Origin of the sequence: Streptomyces sp. IBSBF 2435, from assembly GCF_036815005.1 — a bacterium.
In the GTDB taxonomy this organism is placed as follows: domain Bacteria; phylum Actinomycetota; class Actinomycetes; order Streptomycetales; family Streptomycetaceae; genus Actinacidiphila.
The window spans coordinates 1-18,792 of record NZ_JAJSYW010000043.1 but is presented as its reverse complement, the minus strand read 5'-3'; the positions used below and the strand labels follow the sequence as shown (position 1 = coordinate 18,792).

At 73.0% G+C, this 18,792-nt stretch carries 16 protein-coding genes; 6 read left to right on the top strand and 10 right to left on the bottom strand.

Going from position 1 to position 18,792, the window contains the following annotated elements; genetic code table 11:
* Positions 1–231: 231 nt before the first annotated feature.
* Both V7E46_RS11475 and V7E46_RS11470 read right to left on the bottom strand, forming a co-directional pair.
* Positions 232–1,548, bottom strand: coding sequence for an RNA polymerase sigma factor (locus V7E46_RS11475; protein ID WP_329175249.1), 1,317 nt, complete (start codon positions 1,546–1,548; stop codon positions 232–234).
* 79 nt (positions 1,549–1,627) lie between these two features.
* Positions 1,628–1,984, bottom strand: a complete 357-nt coding sequence (locus V7E46_RS11470; RefSeq protein ID WP_333768324.1) for a YciI family protein — start codon at positions 1,982–1,984, stop codon at positions 1,628–1,630.
* 56 nt (positions 1,985–2,040) lie between these two features.
* Here V7E46_RS11470 and V7E46_RS33865 point away from each other — a divergent pair, with 56 nt between their 5' ends.
* Positions 2,041–2,583 (top strand): Uma2 family endonuclease, encoded by a 543-nt coding sequence (locus V7E46_RS33865; protein ID WP_443054123.1) that lies wholly within the window; start codon positions 2,041–2,043, stop codon positions 2,581–2,583.
* A gap of 148 nt (positions 2,584–2,731) precedes the next feature.
* Complete coding sequence (locus V7E46_RS11460; protein ID WP_333768322.1) at positions 2,732–4,762, top strand: thioredoxin domain-containing protein; 2,031 nt, start codon at positions 2,732–2,734, stop codon at positions 4,760–4,762.
* 174 nt (positions 4,763–4,936) lie between these two features.
* Here V7E46_RS11460 and V7E46_RS11455 read toward each other — a convergent pair whose 3' ends face one another.
* From V7E46_RS11455 to trhA, 4 genes are all read right to left on the bottom strand, one after another.
* Positions 4,937–5,602: a double zinc ribbon domain-containing protein gene (locus tag V7E46_RS11455; RefSeq protein ID WP_333768321.1), complete on the bottom strand. Its 666-nt coding sequence runs from the start codon at positions 5,600–5,602 to the stop codon at positions 4,937–4,939.
* 179 nt (positions 5,603–5,781) lie between these two features.
* On the bottom strand, positions 5,782–6,399 hold the full coding sequence (locus V7E46_RS11450; RefSeq protein ID WP_333768320.1) for a TetR/AcrR family transcriptional regulator: 618 nt from the start codon (positions 6,397–6,399) through the stop codon (positions 5,782–5,784).
* A 10-nt stretch (positions 6,400–6,409) separates the two neighbouring features.
* Entirely contained in the window at positions 6,410–7,984 is a 1,575-nt protein-coding gene (locus V7E46_RS11445) for an MFS transporter (RefSeq protein ID WP_333768319.1), read from the bottom strand.
* Positions 7,985–8,112: 128 nt separating this feature from the next.
* Entirely contained in the window at positions 8,113–8,811 is a 699-nt protein-coding gene (trhA, locus tag V7E46_RS11440; RefSeq protein ID WP_329175239.1) for a PAQR family membrane homeostasis protein TrhA, read from the bottom strand.
* A 250-nt stretch (positions 8,812–9,061) separates the two neighbouring features.
* Here trhA and V7E46_RS11435 point away from each other — a divergent pair, with 250 nt between their 5' ends.
* On the top strand, positions 9,062–10,873 hold the full coding sequence (locus V7E46_RS11435) for a phosphoenolpyruvate carboxykinase (GTP) (RefSeq protein WP_333768318.1): 1,812 nt from the start codon (positions 9,062–9,064) through the stop codon (positions 10,871–10,873).
* A 75-nt stretch (positions 10,874–10,948) separates the two neighbouring features.
* Here the strand turns inward: V7E46_RS11435 and V7E46_RS11430 are convergent, their stop codons facing one another.
* From V7E46_RS11430 to V7E46_RS11420, 3 genes are all read right to left on the bottom strand, one after another.
* Positions 10,949–12,160: a pyridoxal phosphate-dependent aminotransferase gene (locus tag V7E46_RS11430; protein WP_333768317.1), complete on the bottom strand. Its 1,212-nt coding sequence runs from the start codon at positions 12,158–12,160 to the stop codon at positions 10,949–10,951.
* 72 nt (positions 12,161–12,232) lie between these two features.
* Complete coding sequence (locus V7E46_RS11425) at positions 12,233–13,804, bottom strand: N-acyl-D-amino-acid deacylase family protein (protein ID WP_333768316.1); 1,572 nt, start codon at positions 13,802–13,804, stop codon at positions 12,233–12,235.
* 243 nt (positions 13,805–14,047) lie between these two features.
* Complete coding sequence (locus V7E46_RS11420; RefSeq protein WP_333768315.1) at positions 14,048–15,322, bottom strand: alanine racemase; 1,275 nt, start codon at positions 15,320–15,322, stop codon at positions 14,048–14,050.
* Positions 15,323–15,463: 141 nt separating this feature from the next.
* On the opposite strand from V7E46_RS11420, the gene V7E46_RS11415 reads away from it, so the two are divergent.
* Genes V7E46_RS11415 through V7E46_RS11405 form a run of 3 tightly spaced genes read left to right on the top strand, consistent with a single transcriptional unit; the run spans position 15,464 to position 17,741 of the window.
* The gene (locus tag V7E46_RS11415; protein ID WP_333768314.1) at positions 15,464–16,513 is read left to right on the top strand and encodes a sugar kinase; all 1,050 of its coding nucleotides are present in this window, start codon (positions 15,464–15,466) and stop codon (positions 16,511–16,513) included.
* On the top strand, positions 16,510–17,301 hold the full coding sequence (locus V7E46_RS11410; protein WP_333768313.1) for an IclR family transcriptional regulator: 792 nt from the start codon (positions 16,510–16,512) through the stop codon (positions 17,299–17,301). The genes V7E46_RS11415 and V7E46_RS11410 overlap by 4 nt, the downstream gene beginning before the upstream one ends.
* Positions 17,298–17,741 carry a RidA family protein gene (locus V7E46_RS11405; protein WP_333768312.1) on the top strand — a complete coding sequence of 148 codons (444 nt, stop codon included), beginning with the start codon at positions 17,298–17,300 and terminating at the stop codon, positions 17,739–17,741. Before V7E46_RS11410 ends, V7E46_RS11405 begins: the two co-directional genes overlap by 4 nt.
* 89 nt (positions 17,742–17,830) lie before the next feature.
* Here V7E46_RS11405 and V7E46_RS11400 read toward each other — a convergent pair.
* The coding region (locus V7E46_RS11400) for a chitinase (protein ID WP_333768311.1) at positions 17,831–18,792 on the bottom strand (962 nt) is incomplete at its 5' end.

Genomic DNA, 18,792 nt, shown 5'->3' with positions numbered 1-18,792 from the left:
GAATCCGTTACTGCCGGGGCGAGTACGCGAGACAGTGGGGGTACGGCTTTGGCTTTCCGAGGCCCATCCGTAGCCAGGTTCTGACGCTTTGCCGACCGTTGTTGATCGATTCCCGGCACGTTCCTGCCCGGGTGCTGCCTGCGTCCTGCCAGACCCCTGCCCGGCTCAGGACACGGGCGGGCCGCGGGCGTGGCGGGCCTGGGCACGGTGCGGCCGTACGTCCGGCCGGCCTCAGGACGCCGCCCCCAAGTCGGCCGCGCGGCGGAGCAGCAGGGTGCGCTCGGCGCCGTTGCGGGTCAGGCCGGCCGCCCGGACGAACTCGTCCCGCGCCTCGGCCGTACGGCCCAGCCGGGCCAGCAGGTCGCCGCGGACGCTCGGCAGCAGGTGGTAGCCCTCCAGCGCGCCGCCCGCCGCCAGCGCGTCGGCCAGCACGAGCCCGGCCGCGGGACCCTCCGCCATGCCGACCGCCACCGCCCGGTTCAGCTCCACCACGGGCGAGGGCGCGGTGCCGGCCAGCGCGCGGTAGAGGCCGGCGATCCGCGGCCAGTCGGTGTCCTCGGCCCGTACCGCCTGCGCGTGGCACGCGGCGATCGCGGCCTGGAGTGCGTACGGTCCCGGCGCGGCCCCGCGCGCCCTGGCCGCCGCGTCCGCCCGGGCCAGCGCCGCGAAACCGCGGTGGATCAGCAACTGGTCCCAGCGCCTGCGGTCCTGGTCGAGCAGCATCACCGGGGCGCCGCCCCTCGTCCGCGCCGCCGACCGCGACGCCTGCACTTCGAGCAGCGCCGCGAGCCCGTGCACCTCCGGCTCGGCCGGCATCAGCCCTTGCAGCACCCGGGCCAGCCGCAGCGCGTCCTCGCACAGCCCGGGCCGCATCCAGTCGTCGCCCGCGGTCGCGGAGTAGCCCTCGTTGAAGATCAGGTAGACCACTTCGAGCACCGACGCCAGCCGCTGCGCCAGCTCGGCGCCCCGCGGCACCTCGAACGGCACCTTCTCCTTCGCCAGGGTGCGCTTGGCCCGTACGATGCGCTGCGCGACGGTCGGCTCCGCGACCAGGAAGGCCCGCGCGACCTCGTCCGTCGTCAGCCCGCCGAGCAGCCGCAGCGTCAACGCCACGCGTGCCTCCCGGGACAGCACCGGGTGGCACGCGACGAAGACCAGCCGCAGCAGGTCGTCCCCGATGCCGCCGTCGTCGGCCGCGGCGTCTCCGGGCGCGTCGAAGGCCGCCGCGCCCTGGGCGGTCTCCAGCTCGTGGCCGAGCAGCTGCAGCTTGCGCGCGAAGGTCTCGTTGCGGCGGATCAGGTCGATGCCGCGCCGCTTGGCGGTGGTCATCAGCCACGCCCCCGGATTGCGCGGCACCCCGTCCCGCGGCCACTGCTCCAGCGCGGCGACCAGCGCGTCCTGCGCCAGCTCCTCGGCGACCCCTATGTCGTGCACCAGCCGGGTCAGCCCGGCGATCAGCCGCGGCGACTCGATCCGCCACACCGCTTCCACCGCCCGGCGGGCCCGGTCGGCGTGCGGCGGCGGAGTACGGTCGTCGGCTGCTGTCACGGTCACTCATCAGAGCAGCCGCGGGGCGTCCTCGCAAAGCGGCGCCCCGCCACGGCCCTCCCCGCGTTTTTCCCCTGCCCTACGCGGGCTCCTCCACCTGCCTGATCTCGGTCTCGATCTCCCACTCGTCCCCGTGGACGGCCAGGAAGCGCGACGCCCACTGCACCGCCTCGTCCAGCGACTTCGCCTGGAGCATGGCGTAGCCGCCGATGACCTCCTTGGCCTCGGTGAACGGCCCGTCGAGCACGGTCTGCTTCCCGCCGGACTGCCGGATCACCGCCCCGCTCCCGACCGGCCGCAGCCCCCCGGTGTCCAGCAGCACGCCGGCCTTGGTCATCTCCTCCAGCAGCACACCCATCTCCGTCATCAGCTGCTCACTGGGCCCGTCGGAGGGAGCCTTCGCGGGGTCGAGCCGCAGCAGCATCATGTAGCGCATCGTGACGTCCTCTTTCTCTTTCCATCCGTTCGATCACCGTCCGAGGGACGCTCACCGTGCCCTCACCGGAGCGTCGAACGGCTGACGCCGGGATCGACACGGCGCGGAAGGTTTTTTCGCGGGACCATGCGGCGTGCCGTGCCGCCGTGCCGGTGAACTCGTATGCACGTCGTGGTGGACCCCGCGCGTGCGGGGCGCCATATCCTGAGGGGCGACGGGAAGGAGCTGCCGATGAGTGTCGAAGCGGTCATGAACACCGCATTCCCCACGGGGTATGCGGCCCTCTTCGGCATCGACGGGGAAAGCGCTACGGCTTCGAGGACGTGCTGCTGATCGCTGAGGTGGTGCCGGTCTCCTCCGCGCGCAAGGACTACGACGACTGCACCCCGAAGTACGGTCGCCACGGTATTCCGGTCTACGCGGTCGTGGACCCGTACGCCGGGGAGGTCATCGTCCACACCCGGCCCACCGGCGCCGGTTGCGTCGCCGCGCACACGCACACGTACGGCTCGGGCGAGCTGCCCATCGAACTGGCCGACGGGCGCAACTACACCCTTGACCTGGACGAACTGCCCCGGCCTGAGGCGGACACCCGCTGACCGACCCGGTTCGCCGCCCGGTTTGCCGAGCTCCGCGGCCTGACCGCACCGGCCTCGCCCGCTGCGCCGATCCGTGCTGTCGGGCCCGCAGCGCCGTTCTCCGGTCCGGCTCTGCGCGTTGGGCGGCTCACCGTGGCAGAGTGTTGCCGTGAACCGACTCGGCGACGCGACCTCGCCCTATCTGCTGCAGCACGCGGACAACCCGGTGGACTGGTGGCCGTGGGGGCGGGACGCGTTCGAGGCGGCCCGCAAGCGCGGGGTGCCGGTGCTGCTCAGCGTCGGGTACAGCGCGTGCCACTGGTGCCACGTCATGGCGCACGAGTCCTTCGAGGACGCCGGGACCGCGGGGTATCTCAACGCGCACTTCGTCTCCGTCAAGGTCGACCGCGAGGAGCGGCCCGACGTCGACGCCGTCTACATGGAGGCGGTGCAGGCCGCGACCGGGCAGGGCGGCTGGCCCATGACGGTGTTTTTGACGCCTGACGCCGAGCCGTTCTACTTCGGTACGTACTTCCCGCCGCAGGCGCGGCAGGGGATGCCCGGCTTCATGGACGTCCTGGAGGGCGTCGTCGCCGCTTGGCGCGACCGGCGCGAGGAGGTCGGCGACGTCGCGGGGCGCATCGTGCGCGACCTCGCCGACCGGGCCGGGGCCTACGGGGCCGCCGTCACACCCGGTGACGCCGAGATGAGCGGCGCGCTGCTCGGCCTCACCCGCGAATACGACGCCCGGCGCGGCGGTTTCGGCGGCGCGCCGAAATTCCCGCCGTCCATGGCGCTGGAGTTCCTGCTCCGCCACCATGCCCGCACCGGCGCCGAGGGCGCGCTCCAGATGGCCCGCGACACCTGCGAGGCGATGGCCCGCGGCGGCATCTACGACCAGCTCGGCGGCGGCTTCGCCCGCTACAGCGTCGACCGCGACTGGTGCGTACCGCACTTCGAGAAAATGCTGTACGACAACGCGCTGCTCACCCGGGTCTACGCGCACCTGTGGCGGGCCACCGGCTCCGACCTTGCCCGCCGGGTCGCGCTGGAGACCGCCGAATTCATCATCGGCGAACTCGCCACCGACGAGGGCGGGTTCGCCTCCGCGCTGGACGCCGACAGCGACGACGGCAGCGGCGCGCACGCCGAAGGCGCGTACTACGTCTGGACGCCCGCCCAGCTCGTCGCCGAACTCGGCGAGGCCGACGGGGAATTCGCCGCGGAATACTTCGGGGTCACCCAGGAGGGCACCTTCGAGGAGGGCGCCTCCGTGCTCCAACTCCCGCAGGGCGGCGGGGTGGTGGACGCCTCCCGGGTCGCCTCGGTGCGCGACCGGCTGCTCACCGCCCGCGACCGCCGGCCCCGCCCGGGCCGCGACGACAAGGTTGTCGCCGCCTGGAACGGCCTGGCGATCGCCGCACTCGCCGAGACCGGTGCCTACTTCGACCGTACGGACCTGGTGCAGGCCGCCGTCGACGCGGCCGACCTGCTGGTCCGCGTCCACCTCGACGGACGCGGCCGGCTCACCCGCACCTCGCGGGACGGCGTCGCGGGTGCCAACGACGGTGTGCTGGAGGACTACGCCGACGTCGCCGAGGGCTTCCTCGCGCTCGCCTCGGTCACCGGCGAGGGCGTCTGGCTGGACTTCGCCGGGCTGCTGCTCGACTCGGTGCTGCACCACTTCACCGCGGACGACGGCACGCTCTACGACACGGCGGACGACGCGGAGGCCCTCATCCGGCGGCCCCAGGACCCCACGGACAACGCGACGCCGTCCGGGTGGACCGCGGCGGCCGGCGCGCTGCTGTCGTACGCCGCGCACACCGGCGCCGAGCCGCACCGCACGGCGGCGGAGCGGGCGCTCGGCGTCGTCGGCGCGCTGGCGGCGAAGGCGCCGCGGTTCATCGGCTGGGGGCTCGCCGTCGCCGAGGCCGCGCTCGACGGGCCGCGCGAGGTGGCCGTGGTCGGCCGTACCGGCGACCCGCTCACGGCAGAGCTGCACCGCACCGCCCTGCTGGGCGGCGCGCCCGGTGCGGTGGTCGCCGTCGGCGAGGAGGGCACCACGGAATTCCCGCTGCTCTTCCAGCGCCCGACCCGCGGCGGCCGGGCCGCCGCGTACGTCTGCCGCCACTTCGTCTGCGACGCGCCGACGTCCGACCCCCGCGCTCTGCGCAGCCAGCTCCGCACCCCGCAATGAGCACACGCGGCGGCGTACGGCTCGCGCACCGAGCGACCGCGTACGGCGCGGGGCGGCGGGACCGCTTTCGGGCCGTGCGGCGACCGCGTACCGTGCGCCCGGCCGCTCGCCCCGCGCGGGCGCCCGCGTCAGGCGCCGAGGAACGGACCCCGGCGCCCCGGCGCCCCGCCCGGCTCAGCGGCGGGTGCCGCAGCCCGGGCAGAAGGCGGCGCCCGCGGGGATCTCGGCGCTGCACGAAGCGCACGCATCCCGCTGGGCCAAGTGGTGGCCGCAGTGCGGGCAGAAGGCCGAGCCGTGGGTCTCGCCCTGGCACCGCGGGCACACCAACTGCCGGTCGGCGCCGACGTCGAAGGCCCCCGCCGCGTTCTGGCCCGTGCTGTAGGCGCGCTCGGAGACCATGTCGTTCAGGCCGCGCTGCCGGGCGGCGACCGCCTCGGCCGCGGTATCGGGCGCGCAGCTCAGGCAGATGCCCTGGCCGGCGTTCCAGCAGCGGTTGCACACGTAGTTCGTACAGCGCGGGCAGCGGTTGAAGTGGCCCTGGGCGTTGCTGATCGCGCGCTGGAAGGCGGCGTCCCGCGAGCCGCCGTAGTTCGCCCCCGCCAGGCCGTCGGCCGCGCTGGAGACACCGCTGCCGGTACGGCCGAGCAGGCCGTAGGCGGCGGTGACGCCCTTGCCGACCCAACTGGCCATCCTGCCGCCGGTGTACGCCTCGAAGGGCGAACGCCAGGTGTCCTGGCAGCGGTTGCAGGAGAACTCGAACTGGAAACCCGCGCCGGTGCCGTGCTCCTGGCACAGATCACGGTAGTTGTTGCTGAAGTAGATCTCCGCAGTCAAGGCCACGCCTCCCCGAGCGCCCGCCGGCCGGCCCCTTGCGGCCGGCCGTCCACCGGCAAGGGACGCCCCCGTACACCCTTCCGGTTCTGCCCATCGGTCAGTCGGACCGGGGCAGTTCGCCCCACTGTCGCACATCGCCGGAGGACGCCGCCCGCCCACCGGGGAAAGCGGCCGGGCGACACGCCCTAGATGTCGAGGCCGCGGTTGAGGATGCGCAAGGAGCGGTCGATGAGGCCCAGGAGGTCGTCCTCGGGGGCGTTCTCGACCCAGAACATCGTGGCCTCGTGGAGGACGCCGAAGACGGCCGCGGTGAAGACCCGCACCTCCAGCGCGTCCGCGGGACGCCCGGTGCGGTCCGCGATGATCCCGCCGAGCAGCCGTCCCGTCGCGGACATGGTCTCGTGGGCGCGGGCCCGGATCGCCGGGACGTCCCGGACCAGTTCCTCGCGCTGCACCATCTCGGCCCGCCCGGCGGGGTCGTTGAGCACGCCGCTGAGCGCCTGGTGCATGACCATCCGCAGCGAGACCAGCGGCGGTTCGCCGGCCGGGCGGCTCCGCAGCAGGTCCGCCATCAGGTCGTCGTACTCGTCCGTGAGGACGATGTCCTCCTTGGTCGGGAAGTAGCGGAAGACCGTGCTCGGTGAGACGTCCGCCTCCGCCGCGATCCGGTCGACCGGCGTGGCGTCGTAGCCGTGCTCGGCGAACAGCCGGTACGCGGCGGCGCGGATGGCCTGCCGGGTCTGGACCTTCTTGCGTTCCCGCAGGCCGGCCCGGGGGGTGGCATCGGAGGTTCGAGGGGACATGACGTCATTGTCAGGCATCCGCCCGCTGCCCGGCCATCGCGTCGGCGCCCGCGCCGGCGGCCTCGGCCGGTGCGGGCCGGGCGGCGCGCGGGTTGGGCAGGAACGCCGCCACCAGCACCGCCGTCGCCAGCGAGGCGGCCCCGCACACCACCAGCGCCAGGTTCATCCCGTGCAGGTAGGAGGCGTCGGCGGACGCGGTCAGCGCCCGGTCGCCGAGTCGCGCGGCCACCGCGTGCGCGCCGACGACCGAGTCGCGGGCGGTGTGCGCGGCCTCGGGCGACAGCCCGCCGGTGTCGAGCCGGTCGGTGTAGCCGGCGGCCAGCACGCTGCCGAGGATCGCGACGCCGACCGCCGCACCGGTCTGCCGCAGCGTCTGGAGCAGCCCGGAACCGCTGCCCGCGCGCTCCCTCGGCAGGGCGCCGAGCGCGCTGTTCATGGACGGCACGATCGACAGGCCGAAGCCGACCCCGGCGACGGCCAGCCACAGCGCGGTGCCGCCGTAGCCGTCCCCGACCGCGGTGGTGGCGCCGAGGAAGGCGCCGGCCGCCAGCGCGAGCAGCCCCGCGACGATCACCGGGCGCGGCCCGGTCCTGGCGACCAGCGCCGGGCCGAGCCTGGCGGCCACCATCAGCCCGCCCATCATCGGCAGCAGCCGCAGTCCGGTGCCGAGGGCGTCGTAACCCAGCGTGGTCTGGAGGTAGGACGGCAGGACGAAGATCATGCCGGTGAGGATGAAGCTGACCAGGGTGGCGGCGACGGCGTTCCACAGGAAGCCGCGCTGGCGCAGCAGGCTCATGTCGAGCATGGGCCGCTCGACGGTGCGCTCGCGCAGCACGAGTGCGGCCAGCAGCGCTATGGAGGCGGCGAGCACCGTGACGACCAGCGGGTCGCCCCAGCCGCGGGACGGCGCCTCGATGATGCCGTAGACGAGTGCGCCCAGGCCCGCGGCGGCGTAGAAGGTGCTGGTGGCGTGCACGCGTGGCGCGGCCGGGTCGGTGGTCTCGGGCAGCAGCGCGAAGCAGGCCACGATCGCGAGCGCGACCAGCGGGATGTTGATCAGGAAGACCGAGCCCCACCAGAAGTGCTGGAGCAGGGTGCCGCCGATGATCGGGCCGAGCGGCATGCCGAAGGCCATCGCGGTGCTGACCAGTGCGACGGCCTTGGGGCGTTCGGCCGCGCCGAAGAGCGACGGGATCACCGAGAGCGCCAGCGGCATCACGAAGGCGCCGCCGAAGCCCATCACCGTACGGGCGGCGATGACCGGCCCGGGGGTGTCGACCAGCGAGCCGATGACGGAGCCGGCGAGGAAGACCGCGAGGCCCGCGACCAGCATCCGGCGCCGCCCGAAGCGGTCGCCGATCAGGCCGGCGGGCAGCATCACGGCGGCGAAGACGACGGTGTAGGAGTCGACGATCCACTGCATGTCGCCGGTGTCGGCGCCGATCCGGTCGGCCATCGTCGGCAGGGCGACATTGAGGATCGTGGTGTCGAAGCTGAGCACCAGCATGCTCATGCACAGCGCGATCAGCGCCAGCCAGCGCCGGGGGTCCGGCTGGGGAGGCGCGGCGGACGACGGGAGGGACATCGGGGCTCCTGGGAGTGTGCGTCAAATGAAAGCAACTATCAAAAGAGCGTAGCTCTCATTCGGGCGTGCGAAAAGCCCGCACCCCCGTCGATCGGGGTGCGGGCTCGGTGGAGCGGTGCCGCCGGGGGCTATCCGTGCTGGTAGGCGACCAGGGAGATGCCGACGTAGTGGACGATGAACGCGACCAGGGTGAGGGAGTGGAAGACCTCGTGGAAGCCGAACCAGCGCGGTGACGGGTTGGGCCGCTTGAAGCCGTAGACGGCCGCCCCCGTGCTGTAGAGCAGGCCGCCGGTGATCACGCAGACCAGGACGGCGACCCCGCCGGTGCGCAGGAAGTCCGGCAGGAAGAAGACCGCGACCCAGCCCAGCGCGATGTAGCACGGGGTGTAGAGCCAGCGGGGGGCGCCGACCCAGAAGACCCGGAAGGCGATACCGGCCAGCGCGCCGGCCCACACCATCCACAGCAGCAGCCGCGAGGTGCCGCCGGGCAGCAGCAGTATCGCCAGCGGTGTGTAGGTGCCCGCGATGATCAGGAAGATGTTCGCATGGTCAAGCCGGCGCAAAATTCCGGCGGCGCGCGGACCCCAGTCACCCCGGTGGTAGAGCGCGCTCACGCCGAACAGCGCGCACGCCGAGAGCGCGAACACCGCGCAGGCGATCCGTCCCCTGCTGCTCTGTGCGAAGGCGGTGAGCACCACGCCCGAGATCAGCACCGCGGGGAACATGCCCGCGTGCAGCCACCCTCTGAGCTTGGGTTTTATGGGTTTCAGCTGGTCGAGTCCATCGACTTCCGAGGGCACTTCTGCAGTGTTGTCGACGGCGCTCATGGCGTCAATCCTACCTACGTGACCGTAGGTTGCCCGGCGGTGGACCGCCGCCGTCCGTGCGGTGACAGGCCGTGGCGGGGCTCACTCCGAGTGCTCTGGACAGACTCCTGCGACCAGGACCACACTCATATGAGTGCGGTCGGCACCGGATGAGCACTCCACGAACGCGTCCGGGCCGCAGCCCCCACGGGGCCGAACCAACCCTCAACTCTCACGCCGGTCTGTGCGGATCCGGCGGGACGGAGCGATCGTGGCGCGCGGCATTGCGGCTCCCACCGAACACAAGGAACTGACCCGCTGGGTCGGCGAGATCGCCGAACTCACCCAGCCCGACGAGATCGTCTGGTGTGACGGCTCGCAGGCGGAGTACGACCGGCTCGCCGCCGGACTCGTCGCCAGGGGCACCTTCACCAAGCTCGACCCGACCCTGCGGCCGAACTCGTACTACGCGGCCTCCGACCCCTCCGACGTGGCGCGCGTCGAGGACCGGACGTTCATCTGCTCGCGCCGCGAGGCCGACGCGGGCCCGACCAACCACTGGAAGGACCCCGCCGAGATGCGGGAGGTCTTCACCGGCGGGTCGGGCCTCTTCCGCGGGTCGATGCGCGGCCGGACGATGTACGTCGTCCCCTTCTGCATGGGGCCGCTCGGCTCACCGCTGTCCGCGATGGGTGTCGAGCTGACCGACTCCGCCTACGTCGCCGTCTCGATGCGCACGATGACCCGGATGGGCAGCGCCGTCCTGGACGAACTGGGCACCGACGGCCCCTTCGTCAAGGCCGTCCACTCGGTCGGCGCCCCGCTGGCCGACGGCCGGGCCGATGTGCCCTGGCCGTGCAGCGACACCAAGTACATCTCGCACTTCCCCGAGGACCGGGAGATCTGGTCCTACGGCTCCGGCTACGGCGGCAACGCCCTGCTCGGCAAGAAGTGCTACGCCCTGCGGATCGCCTCCGTCATGGCCCGCGACGAGGGCTGGCTGGCCGAGCACATGCTGATCCTCAAGCTCACCCCGCCGCGCGGCGAGTCCACGTACGTCGCCGCCGCCTTCCCCTCCGCGTGCGGCAAGACCAACCTGGCGATGCTGGAGCCCACCGTCCCGGGCTGGACCGTCGAGACCATCGGCGACGACATCGCCTGGATGCGCTTCGGCGAGGACGGCCGGCTCTACGCCATCAACCCCGAGGCCGGCTTCTTCGGTGTCGCACCCGGCACCGGCGAGCACACCAACGCCAACGCCATCAAGACGCTGTACGCCAACTCCGTCTTCACCAACGTCGCCCTCACCGACGACGGCGACGTGTGGTGGGAGGGCATGACCGAGCAGCCCCCAGCGCACCTCACCGACTGGAAGGGCAACGGCTGGACGCCCGCGTCCACCACACCGGCCGCCCACCCCAACGCCCGCTTCACCGTCCCGGCGAGCCAGTGCCCGATCATCGCCCCCGAATGGGAGGACCCGCGCGGCGTCCCGATCTCCGCGATCCTCTTCGGCGGGCGCCGCGCCTCCGCCGTACCGCTGGTCACCGAGTCCTTCGACTGGCAGCACGGCGTCTTCCTCGGCGCCAACATCGCCAGCGAGAAGACGGCGGCGGCCGACGGCAAGGTCGGCGAGCTGCGCCGGGACCCCTTCGCGATGCTGCCCTTCTGCGGCTACAACATGGGCGACTACTTCGCGCACTGGCTGGAGGTGGGCAAGGCCCACGACCCGGCGAAGCTGCCGAAGATCTTCTACGTGAACTGGTTCCGCAAGGACGCCGCCGGCCGCTTCGTGTGGCCCGGCTTCGGCGAGAACAGCCGGGTGCTCAAGTGGATCGTCGACCGCCTCGACGGCACCGCCGAGGGGGTGCGCACCCCGATCGGCATCCTGCCGGCGCCGGGCGCGCTCGACACGGACGGGCTGGACATCCCGCAGGCCGACCTCGACCTGCTGCTGAGCGTCGACCTGCCGGTCTGGCGCGAGGAGGCGGCGCTCGTCCCGGCCCACCTGGAGACCTTCGGCGCCCACACCCCGCCCGAACTCTGGTCCGAGTACAAGTCCCTGGTCGCCCGCCTGGGCTGAGCCGTCACCCTCGGTGAGCCGGGAGAGGGGCGCGGGGATGTCCCCGCGCCCCTCTCCCGCGCACAGGCGCGGCCGCTACGGCTGCGCGTAGCCGTCCAGGAAGCGGCCGATACGGCCGATCGCCTCGGTCAGGTCCTCCGCGCGCGGCAGCGTGACGATCCGGAAGTGGTCGGGTTCGATCCAGTTGAACCCGGTCCCGTGCACGATCATGATCTTCTCGGCCCGCAGCAGGTCGAGCACCATCTGCCGGTCGTCCTTGATCTTGTAGACCTGCGGGTCCAGCCGCGGGAAGGCGTACAGCGCGCCCTTGGGCTTGACGCAGGTCACCCCGGGGATCGCGGTGAGCGCCGCATACGTGGCGTCGCGCTGGGCCAGCAGCCGGCCGCCGGGCAGGACCAGCGAGGTGATCGACTGGTGGCCGCCGAGCGCGGTCGCGATGGCGTGCTGGGCCGGCATGTTGGCGCACAGCCGCATGTTGGCCAGGATCGTCAGGCCCTCTATGTAGCTGCCCGCCTGGGACTTGGGGCCGCACACGGCCATCCAGCCGCTGCGGTAGCCGGCCACCCGGTAGGCCTTGGACAGGCCGTTGAAGGTCAGGGTGAGCAGGTCGGGCGCGATCGCCGAGGTCGGGGTGTGGGTGACGTCGTCGTAGAGGATCTTGTCGTAGATCTCGTCGGAGCAGACCACCAGCCGGTGCCGGCGCGCGATGTCGGTGAGGCCGCGCAGCATCTCGTCGTCGTAGACGGCGCCGGTCGGGTTGTTCGGGTTGATGATGACGATCGCCTTGGTGCGGTCGGTCACCTTGCGCTCGATGTCGGCGAGGTCCGGCATCCAGTCGGACTGCTCGTCGCACCGGTAGTGCACCGCGGTGCCGCCGGCCAGCGAGACCGAGGCGGTCCACAGCGGGTAGTCGGGCGCCGGGACCAGCACCTCGTCGCCGTCGTCGAGCAGCGCCTGCATCGACATCTGGATCAGTTCGGACACGCCGTTGCCGAGGTAGATGTCCTCGACGTCCAGCGGGATGCCCTTGGTCTGGTAGTGCTGCATCACCGCCCGCCGCGCCGACAGCAGGCCCTTGGCGTCACCGTAGCCATGCGCGTCCTTCAGGGTGCGCAGCATGTCCTCAAGGATCTCGGGCGGGCACTCGAACCCGAATCCGGCCGGATTCCCGGTGTTCAGCTTGAGGATGCGGTGCCCGGCCGCCTCCAGCCGCATCGCCTCCTCAAGAACCGGACCCCGGATCTCGTAACAGACATTTGCGAGCTTCGTGGACTGGATCACCTGCATGCCGGTCACCCTACGGCCACGTTACGTCGGCCGCGCGGTGTTTTTCGCCACCACGGGGGCGGTGGACCCCGGTCACCGCGGGGCCGTCCGCCGCACCGAGCGGCCCGCCAGCACATCGGTCCGCCGGCCGTCCTCGATGACGAACCTGCCGTCGATCAGCACGTGCGGGATGCCGGTCGGCAGGGCGCGCGGGCGGTCGTACGTCGCCCCCGCCGCGACCGTTGCCGGGTCGAACAGCACCAGGTCGGCGCGGTGGCCCGCGCGGACCAGCCCGCGGTCGGGCAGCCGCAGCCGGGCGGCGGGGCGGCCCGTCAGGTGGGCGACGCACTCCTCAAGGGTGAGGACGCCCAGCTCGCGCACGTAGTGGCCCAGGTAGTGCGGGAAAGTGCCGTACGCCCGCGGGTGCGGCTTGGCGCCGTGCAGGATGCCGTCCGATCCCGCGGTGTGGGTGCGGTGCCGCATCACCGTACGGACGTTCCGCTCGTCGCCGACGTGCTGGAGGATCGTCGTACCGAGCCGGTCGGCCAGCAGCAGCGCGCGGGCCGCGGGCCAGCCGTCGAGCCGGGTGCCGACCCGGCCGGCCAGGGCCGGGTCCGCGGTGCCCGAGACCTCGATCGTGGACCAGTCCATCGGCACCCCGTGGCTGCCGTCGGAACCGGTCACCTCAAGGGCGTGCCTGATGCGTTCCGCCGTCGGCCCGTCGCGCAGCCGGGCCAGCGTCGCGTCGGGGCCGCCGACCGCCGCCCAGCTCGGCAGCAGCGCCGCCAGCGTCGTACAGCCCGCGGTGTACGGATAGCTGTCCAGCGTGATGTCGGCGCCGTCCGCCAGCGCCTCGTCCAGCAGCGCCAGCAGGCCGGGGGCGCGGCCCGCGTTGACGTCGAAGTTCATCGTCGCGTGCGCCAGGTGCAGCGGGCAGCCCGCCGCCCGGGTCAGCGCGATCATCTCCCGGTACGCGTCCAGCGCCCCGGCGCCGTAGGAGCGGTGGTGCGGGCAGTAGTAGCCGCCGTACGCCGCGACCACCCGGCACAGCTCGGTCAGTTCTGCGTCCGGCGCGTACATCCCCGGGGTGTACGTCAGCCCCGACGACATCCCCACCGCGCCCTGCGCCAGGCCCTCCGCGACCAGCTCCCTCATCCGGTCCAGCTCGGCCGGGGCGGCGGGCCTGTCCTCCCAGCCGACCCCCATCATCCTGACGGTGCCCTGCGGTACGAGGTAGGCGGCGTTGACCGCGACGCCCTCGTCCAGCCGGTCCAGGTAGCCGCCGACGGTGCGCCAGTCGAAGGTGACGTCCGAGCCGTCGCCGTTCCAGCCCGCGATGAGGGTGCGCAGCGTGTCGAGGGTGCGGTCGTCGGCCGGGGCGTACGACAGGCCGTCCTGGCCGAGCACCTCCAGGGTGACGCCCTGAGCCGCCTTCGCCTCGTGGGCGGGGTCGGTGAGCAGGGCCAGGTCGCTGTGCGCGTGCATGTCGATGAAGCCGGGCGCCAGCGCGAGGCCGCGGGCGTCGAGGGTCCGCTTGGCGCTCGCCCGCGGTTCGCCTTCCCGGCGCACCTCGACGATGCGGCCGGCCTCGATGCCGACATCGCCCGCGTAGGCGGGTGACCCGCTCCCGTCCACAATCCGCGCGCCCCGCACGAGAAGGTCCATGTCCCGACCTTACGACGCCCCCGCGGGCGGCTGCCGGGGCCCGCACTTGCGCTGCGCGCGCGGCCCCGGGCGGTCCCCACGTGCGGTGGCTTCGCTGCCTTCCCGCCGTTGTGGCCGGTCGGGCAGTTCCCCGCGCCCCTCAGGGGTTGCCACGTGCGGTGCGCTCCCGGCCTCCGCGCCGTCGTGGTTGCGCGCGCGGTTTCCCGCGCCCCCGGTGTGCTGACCTCTGGGGCGGAGGAACCGCTAGAAGAAGGTGCGGATGTAGTCCGTGATCGTGCCGTCGGGGGTGGCGACCGGGATGAGGGGCCATTTGTCGAAGGTCGTGCAGGGGTGGGAGAGCCCGAGGCACACGACGTCGCCGACCTGGAGCGGGTCGGCGGCCGGGACGTCGAGCCACAGGTGCTGGTCGGAGATGCCGCTGACGCGGAGGCCGCCGGGGGCGGCCCGCATGCCTTCGGGCGAGCGCACCGCCAGCGGTGTGGGAAGCCCGAGGTCGTAGGGCGCGTCGCGCTTGCCCGCGTTGAGGAAGGCCTGCCCCGCCGCCGGCCGGGAGACCACCTGGGCCCACAGCCGGAAGGCCGGCTCCAGGTGCCCGGGCACCCGGGTGAAGGGCGTCACCCGGGCGTAGTGCGTGTCGTCGTGCGTGACGTACGCGCCCGACCGCAGCAGCCGCAGCACCGGCAGGGACATCGCGCCGATGCCGCCGAAGACATCCGCGACCGCGTCGAACCACGCGGAGCCCCCCGCGCTGACCACGATCCGCCCGGCCCCGGCGAAGGCCCCGCCGCGGTCCAGTTCCGCCGCGAGCGCGACCAGCCGCCGCAGCCAGGCCCGTATCCGCTCGGGGCCGGCGCCCGGCACCTCGCCCTCGTAGCCCGCGACGCCGACCAGCCGCAGCCGGTCCGCCGCCGCGACCGCCTCGGCGACGGCGGCGCAGTCCGCCTCGGTGCGCGCCCCGGTCCGCGCTCCCTCACCGGCGCCGAGTTCGATCACGACGTCCACCCGGCGCCGGGTGCCCGCGGCCCGCAGTGCCTCGTCCATGAGCCGGACGCCGCGCACGGAGTCGACGTAGCAGACGAACTCGAAGCCGGGGTCGGCGTCCAGTTCGGCGCCGAGCCAGCGCAGCGCGACCGGATCGACGAGTTCGTTGGCCAGGAAGACCCGGGGGACGCCGAAGGCGCGGCAGACCCGCAGCTGGTGGGGTACGGCGACGGTGATGCCCCAGGCGCCGCGGTCGAGCTGGCGGGCGAAGAGCTGCGGGGCCATCGACGTCTTGCCGTGCGGGGCGAAGGCGAGGCCGTGCTCGTCCGTCCAGCGCTCCAGGACGGCGAGGTTGTGGTCCAGAGCGTCGGCGGACAGCACGAGCAGCGGGGTGGTGAAGCCGCCGTCGGTGAGGGTGCGCCGCTGGCCGGCGAGTTCGCCGACGGTGAGCCCTTCGGCGTCCGGCGGCAGGCCCTTGAAACGGTGGTCGATACGTTCCTCGCGCAGCGCGGCAACCCGTTCGGCGACGACGTCCATGCACCCTCCGTACCCCGCAGCGCGTTGCATCATGTGCAACGGCCATTGCGTATCGTGTTTCGAGCTGTCTAACATCCGGGCCTGCGCCTGGTCAACGGCGCGGACCCGTACCCCAGCAGTTACCCCGGTGCAGTTACCCCAGTGAGAGCGAGCGTGATCGTGACGCCGAGCGTGGACGTCGTATGCCTGGGGGAGTCCATGGTCACCTTCGTGCCGAGCCGGGCCGGGCGGCTGGCCGACGTGCCCGCCTTCCTGCGGACCATCGGCGGCGCCGAGTCGAACGTCGCGTGCACCCTGGCGCGTACCGGGCACACCGCCCGCTGGGTCAGCCGGGTCGGCAGCGACGGCTTCGGCGACCACCTGGTCGACACCATCGCCGGAGCAGGTGTCGACGTCGGCGCCGTCCAGCGCGACCCGCACCGGCCCACCGGCGTCTACTTCCGTACCGCGGGCGAGCGCGCGACCACCCTGGACGCCGCCCAGGACAGCGCCGAGGTCGTCTACTACCGCAAGGGCTCCGCCGCCTCCGCGTTGTCGCCCGCGCTGGTGCGGCGCGCGGACGTGTGGGCCGGGCGGGTGCTGCACCTGACCGGGATCACCTGCGCCCTGTCGGCCACCTGCAAGGCGCTGATGCGGCGGCTCACCCACCGCGAGCCGGGCCGCCCGCTGGTGTCCTTCGATGTCAACCACCGGCCCGCGCTGTGGCACGGCGCCGACCCGTGGCTGCTGGCCGAACTCGCCCGCGGCTGCGACCTGGTCTTCGTCGGCGAGGACGAGGCGCAGGCCGCATGGGGCCTCGCGGACGCCGACGCGATCCGGGCCGCGCTGCCCGAGCCGGCGACGGTGGTCGTCAAGCAGGGCGCGGCCGGCGCCACCGTCTTCAGCGGCGGCGAGCGGGTCCGCGTACCGGCGCCGGCCGTGGACGTGGTCGCCCACGTCGGCGCGGGCGACGCCTTCGCGGCCGGCTTCCTGTCGGCGACCCTGCGCGGGCTGCCGCTGCGCGACCGGCTGCGGCACGGGCACCTGCTGGCCGCCGCCGCGCTGACCGTGCCGGGCGACCTCGCGCCGCCGCCCGCCCGCGAGCACGCCGACGCCCTTGCCGCACTGGACGACACCGCATGGGGCAGACTGCGACTCGGCCCCGGCTGGACGGACCAGGGCCGGGACCGCGAACAGGAGGCCGAGCGGTGAGCCAGACGGTCGATCGCGCGCTGAGCATCCTGCCGCTGCTCGCCGAGGGCCCCGCGAGCCTGGAACAGGTCGCCACCCGGCTCGACGTGCACAAGTCCACGGCGCTGCGGCTGCTGCGCACGCTGCACGAACACGGCCTGGTCTACCGCCAGCAGGACCAGCGCTACCGGCTCGGCGCCCGGCTGTTCGCGCTCGCCCAGCAGGCCGTCGAGGCACTGGACATCCGCGGCATCGCCCACCCGCACCTGGCCGCGCTCAACGAACGCACCGGCCACACGGTGCACCTGGCGGTCTACGAGCAGGGCGAGGTCGTCTACATCGACAAGGTGGAGAGCCGCTACCCGGTCCGTATGTACTCGCGGATCGGCCGCCCGGTCGCCATCACGGTCGCCGCCGTCGCCAAACTGCTGCTCGCCGACCTGCCGGAGCCGGAGCGCCGGGCGGTCGCGGAAGGCCTGGACTACCCGCGCTACACCGCGCGTTCGACACCGGACGCGGGCGCCTTCCTCGCCGAGCTGGCCCGGGTGCGCGACCAGGGCTGGGCCAGCGACCTGGGCGGCCACGAGGAGTCCATCAACTGCGTCGGCGCCCCGCTGCGCGGCCCCGACGGACGGGTCTGCGCGGCCATGTCGGTGTCGGCGCCCAACGTGGTGGTCACCGCGGAAGAGCTGCTGCGGCTGCGGCCGTTGATCCTGCGGACGGCCGAGGCGATCGGCGCCGAACTGTCCGGTGCCACGCCCCCCGCTCCTGCCCCCGCACCCACCGCTACGAAAGGCGCGACCCGATGAGCGAGCTGCCCGAGCCCCACCCCGCCGAGCCGGCCGGTCCGGGGAAGACGGCGATCACTCCGCCGACACACACCGCGCCCCCGGCGAGGTTCTCGCACGGCGTGCGCAAGGGCAACATCCTCCAGGTCGCGGGCCAGGTCGGCTTCCTGCCCGCCGTCGAGGGCCGCCCGCCGACCCCGGCGGGCCCCACCCTGCGCGCCCAGGTCCTGCAGACCCTGGCCAACGTCCAGTCCGTGCTGGAAGCGGGCGGCGCGACCTGGGAGGACGCGGTGATGGTGCGGGTGTACCTCACGGACACGGCGCACTTCGCGGAGTTCAACGAGATCTACGACGGCTTCTTCGCCGGGCTCTCCGGGCCGCCGGCCGCCCGTACGACGGTGTACGTGGGCCTGCCGCCCGGGCTGCTGGTGGAAGTCGACGCCCTGGCCGTACTGGGCTGAACGCCCGCCCGGCCGTACGTCCCCGCGGGGCGTGCCCGCAGGGACGCCCGCCCGGGAGCGCGGTGGCCGCGCCCCCGGGCAGACTGCCGTTACGGCAGGGCGTGGACGTGCGGGCCGACGCCGTTGGACCAGGTGTTGCCGGCCGAGGCGTCCCAGTTCGTCGACCAGGTCATCGCGCCGCCGATGCCGGGCCAGGTGGTGGACGGGTGGTAGCTGCCGCAGCCGGTGCCCTTGGCGAGGCAGTCCAGCGCGTTGTTGACGACGGTCGGGCTGACGTAGCCGGAGCCGGCCGCGCTGGTGGACGCCGGGGTGCCGATGCCGACCTGGGACGGTGACAGGCCGGCCTGGATCGCGGTGCAGGCCAGCGTGGTGATGAAGTCCACCGAGCCCTGGCTGTAGACGCCGCCGTCACAGCCGTTCATCGAACCGCTGTTGTAGTACTGGGTGTTGACGATGGTCAGGATGTCCTTGACCTTCAGCGCGGTGGCCAGGTAGTCGCTGCCCGCCGAGAGCATGTCGATGGTCTGCGGCGCCATCGTGATGATCAGGCCCGAGCCCGCCTTCGCGCTCAGCGCCCGCAGCGCCTGGGGCATGTACGTGGTGTCGATGCCGTTCTCCAGGTCGATGTCGACCCCGTTGAAGCCGTACGTCTGCATCAGCGTGTAGACGCTGTTGGCGAAGTTGGTGGCCGACGCGGAGTCGCGGACCGAGATGGTGCCGTTCTGGCCGCCGACCGAGACGATCACCTTCTTGCCCGCGGCCTGCTTGGCCGCGATGTCCGCCTTGAACTGCGCCACGCTGTAGCCGAGCGACGGGTCCAGGGTGAAGGAGACCGCGCCAGGTGTGGTCGTCGCGTCGGCGAAGGCGACGGCGATGATGTCGTACTGGCTCTGCACCTGCGCGATGGTCTGCACGGTGGCGCCGTTGTTGAAGTTCTGCCAGTAGCCGGTGACCTTGTGCTTGGGCAGGTTCCCGGCCGGCGGGCTGGTCGGCGGTGTCGTGGGCGGGGTGGTCGGAGGAGTCGTCGGCGGGGTCGTCGGCGGCTTGGTGG